The following is a 7,070-nucleotide window of genomic DNA, read 5'->3' as shown; positions in this document are numbered from 1 at the left end:
ATATATACAAAGGGCTACGCAGCTCCACAACAAAAGCAAGGATATTCAAGCCCATCAACAGATCTTTATTCCTTAGGAATCGTAGCCATTGAAATACTGACAGGCTTAACCCCTGAAAAATTTAAGGACGAGGAAACGGGCATAGTAGATTATTCAGTGATTAAAGATTTGAGTGTGGAGCTTAGGGACTTCCTCACGCGAATGACGAAACCATCGCCCACTGATAGATTCAAAAACGCGGCAGAGGCCAAAAGTGCCCTCGAAGTAATTGAAAAAATAAGAACTTTGAGAGATATAAAGATTAACCAATACAAGGGGAAAATTGGAGAAAAGGAACGAAAAGAAATCATAGATATGGCTCACAAACTGGGAATACCTTCAGACATCATCAACAAGGTAATAGACGAAGAAAAGCACAAGGCTACATCAAGACCTACGTCTCCAGCAAGTGTAGCGGCGACTTCTCCTTTTGTTACCAGACTTTCAATGGCCTCACAAACGGGAACCGTAACAACCATCAAAATGCTCGGAAAGGTCCAGGCTCACCAAGGTGCGGCAATTAAAGTGATTTTCTCACCCAAAGGCGATATGATGATAACAGCAGGACTGGACGGAATTGTTAAGGTCTTCGGAACAACTGAATGGGAAAGGAAAATATCGCTGAAAGCTACAACAGAAGAAGATGCCATAACCGATATAAAGGTATCTCCGAATTCTCAATTCCTTGTAGTATCGGCCAAAAGCGGGTCTGTAAAATTTTACGAAACTGTTGGCTGGGCACGTGTAAGTACGGTAAAGATGCAGAATGACGAAATCTCGGAAGTGGCTTTCTCTCATGACTCAAGATTTCTCTTCGCAGGTGGTTACGAGAACATAATCTCCATATTTGACCTCATTAAAATTGAAAAATTAGGAGCCTTGACAGGTCATAGTACATGGATAAGCTGCCTCGAACATTCACCCAAAGCGCCCATACTGGTTTCCGGCTCGTGGGACGGTACTGTAATAATATGGGACACTTCAAATTTAAAGCAAAAATTGGCAGTAAAAGAACACCTTGGGCAGGTAAAAAAGATAAAATTTGCCAACTCGGGTAGGTTTTTTGTAACGGTTGGTAACGACGGAAGAGTTAGCATATGGGATTCAAACACCTTAAACGCCATTAAAAAATATCAAATATCAGAAGATTCGAGAAATATTGTGGATATGGCCATAACCCCAGACGAAAAACACCTTCTTATCGCCCTGGAGAGTAGACTCTTTGTGCTTGAACTCGAATCCCTTGAAAAGAAAACTGAGATTGATCTCCAATCAAGAAGATGCACAAGTATAAGTATCTTTCCCCAGAAAAACTATTTTGCAACCAGTGACGTAGACGGTATGATCAAACTTTGGAAACTGGCAGGATTATCATAGGTCAATATTAAATATCACTCTTTCTCTTCTCATACGCTCAGCATGAATAATGTGAATTATATTCATTGCAGCTTCTGTAACTGAGCCACTTACGACCCAGTATTCATAACGTTCAGCCCATCGGAGTTCTATCTTAGCCCTTTCAAGCCTTTCAGCAAGTTCTTCTTCGCTCTCTGTTTTCCTCAAACTCAACCTTCTCTTAAGCTCGTCGAAAGAAGGTGGCAAAAGGAAAATGGAGACCAAATCCTTACCAAAAATTTTTTCCAAAGAGTTTCTTCCTTGTATATCCAGATCCATTATTACGTCTTTACCTGCCTTTAAAGCCTCCATTACCGGTCCCCTCGGAGTCCCGTAGTACTCGCCTCCGAAAACCTTTGCCCACTCTAAAAGTTCCCCCTTTTCTATCATCCTTTCAAATTCCTCCTTCGATATGAACTTGTAATCAACCCCATCTATCTCATTGGGACGAGGGGACCTTGTTGTCACCGAAACAGAGTAAAAAAGATTGGGTTCCAGCTTCTTCACTTCACTCAGGACTGTGGTCTTTCCAGTGCCCGAAGGAGCGGAAATAACAACTACAAAGGGTTTATGATTCATTCTACTGTCACACTTTTTGCAAGATTCCTTGGTCTATCAACATCACACCCTCTTCCAACTGCAACGTGATAAGCAAAAAGCTGAAGAGGAATTATTGACACAATCGGCGTAAATAATTCATTAACACGTGGAACTTCAAAAGAATAATCACTTAACGCTTTCATTCTTTCATCGCCTTCAGTAATGACGGAAAGAATGACACCACCCCTTGCTTTTACTTCCTCCAGATTATTTATCGATTTTTCATAAACCGACGTATACGGATTAATAAAAACCACCGGCAAATCCTTATCCACAAGGGCAAGAGGACCGTGTTTCATCTCACCAGCCGCATATCCTATCGCATGGATGTAGGAAATTTCCTTAAGCTTTAATGCACCCTCCAACGCCGTCGGATAGTTTATTCCACGACCCAAGAACATAAAATACCTGGCGTCAAGAAACATATTAGCCACTTCCTTGATTTTTGAGTCCCTATCGAGTACTTTCTTAATCATTAAAGGAATCTGATAAAGTTCTTTCCTCAGCGTTTGAAATTCGTCTTCGGAAACATACCCGCGCAGGAGTCCAACTTCAAGACTGAGTAAGGTAAGAATCAATATCTGTGCTGTATAAGCCTTGGTTGAAGCCACGCCGATCTCGGGTCCTGCATTGATGTATAACACATAATCCGACTCTCTGGCAATAGAACTATCCTTCACATTAACGATCGATAACACTTCAAGACCATTTTCTTTTACCATCTTGACACCTGCAAGGGTGTCTGCAGTTTCACCGGACTGACTGATAGCAACCACAAGGGTGTTCGAATTCAGAACAGGTTCTCTATAACGAAATTCTGATGAGAAATCAACATCCGTCTGTATTTTTGCAAGCTTTTCCAGTACATATTTACCAACGAGCCCGGCATGTAGCGATGTTCCAGATGCCTGAATAAGGATTCTATCTTTATTTAACAGCAACCTCCTAAGGTTGAAATCCTTTAAAAGAGTAACTTCGTTTCCTCGTATATAATATTCCAGATTTCTGGTAATCACTTCGGGCTGTTCAAAAATCTCTTTCAACATGAAATGGGGAAACTGCCCTTTTTCTGCCATATCGATAGTCCACTCAACCTTAGAAACTTCTTTCTTTTTCTCGTTTCCCTCAAAATCCATCACTTTCCAACTATCCTGTGTCAATACAGCTATCTCACCGTCAGCGAGAGGTACAACTTCCTTGGTATGTGCCAAGAGTGGTGTAACATCAGAAGCCAAAAACATTTCCCCCTTCCCAATTCCAACTATGAGTGGACTATTCATTTTAACGCCTATGATCTTATCAGGCTCAATAGAAGAGATGATGACGAAGGCAAATGAACCCTTAAGTCTATTAACGGTTTTTATAACAGCGTCAACCAGAGAACCTTCATAATACTCTTCTATGAGGTGGGGGATTACTTCACTGTCTGTTTCGGAGATAAACTTATGCCCGTGAGATTCCAGTTCTTTTTTTAGTTCTTCAAAATTTTCGATAATTCCATTATGGGCAACGGCGATTTGAGACTTGCAATCCACGTGGGGATGGGCATTTATGTCATTGACTTTTCCATGAGTTGCCCACCTCGTGTGTCCTATTCCAACTTTTCCATTGAAAGCTAATCCGTTTACAAGATTATAAAGGTCACCAATTCGGCCAGCACGTTTTCTGACAAAAAGCCTACCATTGTGAATAACAGCAATACCTGCTGAATCGTAGCCCCGATATTCCAGCTTCTCAAGGCCAACGAGAATCACAGAATCAAGATCCTTATTACCAATATAACCAATAATACCACACATTTTAATAAAGTGCCGGAGGAGGGACTCGAACCCTCACGGCCTTGCGGGCCACCGACTTTTGAGGCCGGCGCGTCTTCCGATTCCACCACTCCGGCGTGTCGTTAATTATAAAACTTCAGCCATTTACATTCAAGCAAGGAAATATAACTTGGCATTTCATACCCTTTAGTTTATACTAAGTCACGCACGGAGAGGTGCCCGAGCTGGCCGAAGGGGCACGATTGGAAATCGTGCGTACCCCTAAAAGGGGTACCGTGGGTTCGAATCCCACCCTCTCCGCTTTTGCTTAATTTGAATTTACGTCCCTTCAACAGTATAATATTTCAAATGGAGGAGAAGTAGATGCGTACTTTTTTGCCAAAGATTGAGCAAATTGAGAGAAAATGGTTCCTAATAGACGCTTCGGGTATTGAATTGGGGCGTCTTGCTTCAAGAATAGCCTTGCTTCTTCAGGGAAAGCGAAAAAGAATATATACACCTCACATCGATACCGGTGACTTCGTAGTGGTAATCAATGCTGAAAAAGTTGTTTTGACGGGAAAGAAACTGGATCAGAAGATCTACTATCACCACTCAAATTATCCCGGGGGGTTGAAAGCAAGAACAGCAAGACAAATTCTCGAAACCCATCCAGAAAGGCTAATTGAGCTTGCAGTTAGAAGAATGCTCCCGAAAAATAAACTTGGTCGGAGAATGTTTTTGAGACTTAAAGTTTATAAAGGGTCTGAGCATCCTCACAAAGCCCAGAACCCTCAACCAATTGACATATTGAAAATAAACTAAGGAGGTTAAAACTTGGAAGGCGCCAAAGTAATTTTTGCTTGGGGATCCAGGAAAAGAGCAGTGGCAAGACTTCGTCTAAAAGAAAATGGTAAAGGAAGAATCTACGTAAATGGACTTAGGCCTCTTGAGTACTTCGAGAGAGAGGATCTGGTAATACACGCACTTGAACCACTCAAAGTGGCCGGATTAGAAGGAAAATTCGACGTTGTTTGCAAGGTTGAAGGCGGCGGCAAGTCAGGTCAAGCCGGTGCAATGAGGCTTGCCTTGGCAAGAGCATTGAAAACGTTTGATGAAAATCTAACCGAAGTACTTAAGAAGTTTAGAATGTTATCAAGAGACCCAAGAGAAAAGGAGAGGATGAAATATGGAAAGAGCAAGAGAAGAAAATCTCCACAATACTCCAAGCGATAATAACATAGCGTTTCCTATTACTTTGAAAGACCTCCTCGAAGCTGGTGTACAGTTCGGGCACAAAAGAAGACGCTGGAACCCAAGGATGAAGCCATTTATCTTTACAGAGAGGGATGGTCACCACATAATTGACATTAGGAAAACTTATGAAAAGCTTCAGGAAGCATACAACTTTTTAAAGCGCTTATCTTCACGTGGCGGAACTGTGCTTTTCGTTTGCACCAAAAAGCAGGGCAAAGATATCGTTGCAGAAGAAGCGAAGAGGTGCGGTGCCTTCTACATGACAGAAAGGTGGCCCGGTGGAACCCTTACCAATTTCGAAACCATAAGAAGCAGAATCAATCGGATGAAAGAACTCATGCAAATGAAAGAAACGGGGGAACTGGAACAGTACCCCAAGAAAGAGCAACTTCTCATGCTAAAGGAACTGGAAAAGTTACAAAAGGTCTTCACCGGAATTATGGACATGGAGACTCTACCTGACGCAGTATATATTGTTGACCTTGTGAAAGAGGATATAGCTTTCAAAGAAGCTAAACGTCTCGAGATACCCGTGGTAGCAATTGTGGATACCAACGCAGATCCAAGCCAGGTTGACTACCCTATTCCGGGTAACGATGACGCCATAAGGTCAATTACTCTCATAACCAGGACTCTTGCCAATGCCATTCTTGAGGGCAAGCAAGGTGAAGAACTGACAAGGGTCGAGAAGAAAGAAGAGTAAGGAGGTTTGAAATTATGTCAATTCCAGCAAACTTGATTAAAGAGCTAAGGGAAAGGACGGGTGCTGGTATTTTAGATTGTAAAAAAGCCCTTGAAAAGACAAACGGGGATATTGAAAAAGCGGTGGAAGAGCTTAGAAAAATGGGGCTTGCGAAGGCCGACAAGAAGCTTGACAGAGAAACAAAAGAAGGTCTCATTGAAGCCTACATCCATCCAGGTGCAAGGCTTGGCGTTCTCGTAGAGGTTAATTGCGAAACGGACTTCGTCGCTAACACCGACGAATTCAAGAAAATGGCCCATAATATAGCCTTACAAATTGCTGCCATGGCGCCCAAATACGTAAAAAGGGAAGATGTACCACAGGAAGTTATAGAAAAAGAAAAAGAAATCTTAATGGAACAGCTCAAAAGGGAGGGTAAACCCGAAAACGTAATTCAGAAAATCGTTGAAGGGAAAATGGAAAAGTTTTACCAGGAAAACGTGTTATACGAACAGCAATTCTTTATGCAGCCCGAAATTACTGTTGAAGAGTACATAAAACAACATATAGCAAAATTCTCAGAAAATATCAGAGTTAAGAGGTTTGCGAGGTTTAAAATAGGTGAAGAGTAAGTATCGCCGAGTCCTTCTTAAACTCTCAGGCGAACTTTTTGGTAACGAAAAAGAAAATTTAGATATCAATTTTCTCAATAGAATTTCAAGAGAAATTGCTTACTGTTCTAAGGAGCTGGGCACTCAAATTGCTATCGTAGTGGGTGGTGGCAATATCGTGCGCGGTAAAACTATAGAAAAACTTGGTTTTGATAGAGTGTCCGCTGACTATATGGGGATGCTTGCCACCGCTATCAACAGCATGGCTCTTCAAAATGCACTGGAAAAGGAAGGCGTTGAAACGAGGATAGTAACTGCTATTGAAATTAGAGCAATAGGAGAACCCTTTATAAGAAGAAAAGTTCTCAAACACTTAGAAAATAACAGAGTTGTGATCTTCGCCTGTGGGACTGGAAATCCTCTCTTTACCACTGACACTGCGGCAGCCCTCAGAGCTGGTGAGATCAAAGCCGAAATACTCTTGAAAGGAACAAAGGTAGATGGAGTATACGATAAAGACCCTAAATTACACAGCGATGCAAAGAAATTCGAATACCTTGACCTAAAAACAATGCTTAAATTAGAACTTGCAGTTATGGACCAGACTGCAATTGCCCTTTGTCGCGAAAATAAGATGCCTATATTGGTTTTCGATGTTACGCAAGAAGGGAATCTGACAAAGGCACTAATCGGAGAGAAAATAGGTACCTTCGTAGAAGTTTAATCTTT

General features: G+C 41.7%; 8 protein-coding genes and 2 tRNA genes. 7 read left to right on the top strand and 3 right to left on the bottom strand.

Translation table 11 applies throughout. The annotated features are described in order from the left end of the window. Positions 1-1,416 (top strand): WD40 repeat domain-containing serine/threonine-protein kinase (locus tag QMD82_00555; protein ID MDI6850417.1); only part of this gene is annotated, 1,416 nt, incomplete at its 5' end. Here QMD82_00555 and gmk read toward each other — a convergent pair. From gmk to QMD82_00540, 3 genes are all read right to left on the bottom strand, one after another. Next, entirely contained in the window at positions 1,411-2,013 is a 603-nt protein-coding gene (gene gmk / locus QMD82_00550) for a guanylate kinase (GenBank protein ID MDI6850416.1), read from the bottom strand. The genes QMD82_00555 and gmk overlap by 6 nt on opposite strands. Then, positions 2,010-3,833 carry a glutamine--fructose-6-phosphate transaminase (isomerizing) gene (glmS, locus tag QMD82_00545; protein MDI6850415.1) on the bottom strand — a complete coding sequence of 608 codons (1,824 nt, stop codon included), beginning with the start codon at positions 3,831-3,833 and terminating at the stop codon, positions 2,010-2,012. The genes gmk and glmS overlap by 4 nt, the downstream gene beginning before the upstream one ends. Before the next feature lie 10 nt (positions 3,834-3,843). Beyond that, positions 3,844-3,928, bottom strand: a tRNA-Leu gene (locus QMD82_00540). A 93-nt stretch (positions 3,929-4,021) separates the two neighbouring features. Here QMD82_00540 and QMD82_00535 point away from each other — a divergent pair. The 6 genes from QMD82_00535 (at position 4,022) to pyrH (ending at position 7,065) form a co-directional block, all read left to right on the top strand. Then, positions 4,022-4,112 (top strand) — tRNA-Ser (locus QMD82_00535). A gap of 63 nt (positions 4,113-4,175) precedes the next feature. Next, complete coding sequence (rplM, locus tag QMD82_00530) at positions 4,176-4,616, top strand: 50S ribosomal protein L13 (protein ID MDI6850414.1); 441 nt, start codon at positions 4,176-4,178, stop codon at positions 4,614-4,616. Between the two features lie 12 nt (positions 4,617-4,628). Then, positions 4,629-5,027, top strand: coding sequence for a 30S ribosomal protein S9 (gene rpsI, locus QMD82_00525; protein MDI6850413.1), 399 nt, complete (start codon positions 4,629-4,631; stop codon positions 5,025-5,027). After that, positions 4,981-5,751 carry a 30S ribosomal protein S2 gene (rpsB, locus tag QMD82_00520; protein MDI6850412.1) on the top strand — a complete coding sequence of 257 codons (771 nt, stop codon included), beginning with the start codon at positions 4,981-4,983 and terminating at the stop codon, positions 5,749-5,751. Before rpsI ends, rpsB begins: the two co-directional genes overlap by 47 nt. A gap of 14 nt (positions 5,752-5,765) precedes the next feature. Then, complete coding sequence (tsf, locus tag QMD82_00515; GenBank protein ID MDI6850411.1) at positions 5,766-6,362, top strand: translation elongation factor Ts; 597 nt, start codon at positions 5,766-5,768, stop codon at positions 6,360-6,362. Continuing rightward, the gene (pyrH, locus tag QMD82_00510) at positions 6,352-7,065 is read left to right on the top strand and encodes a UMP kinase (protein MDI6850410.1); all 714 of its coding nucleotides are present in this window, start codon (positions 6,352-6,354) and stop codon (positions 7,063-7,065) included. Before tsf ends, pyrH begins: the two co-directional genes overlap by 11 nt. The last annotated feature ends 5 nt before the right edge of the window (positions 7,066-7,070 follow it).

This window comes from bacterium, assembly GCA_030019025.1.
Classification (GTDB): domain Bacteria; phylum Hydrothermota; class Hydrothermia; order UBA1063; family UBA1063; genus UBA1063.
This window is presented reverse-complemented; position numbering and strand designations above follow the sequence as displayed.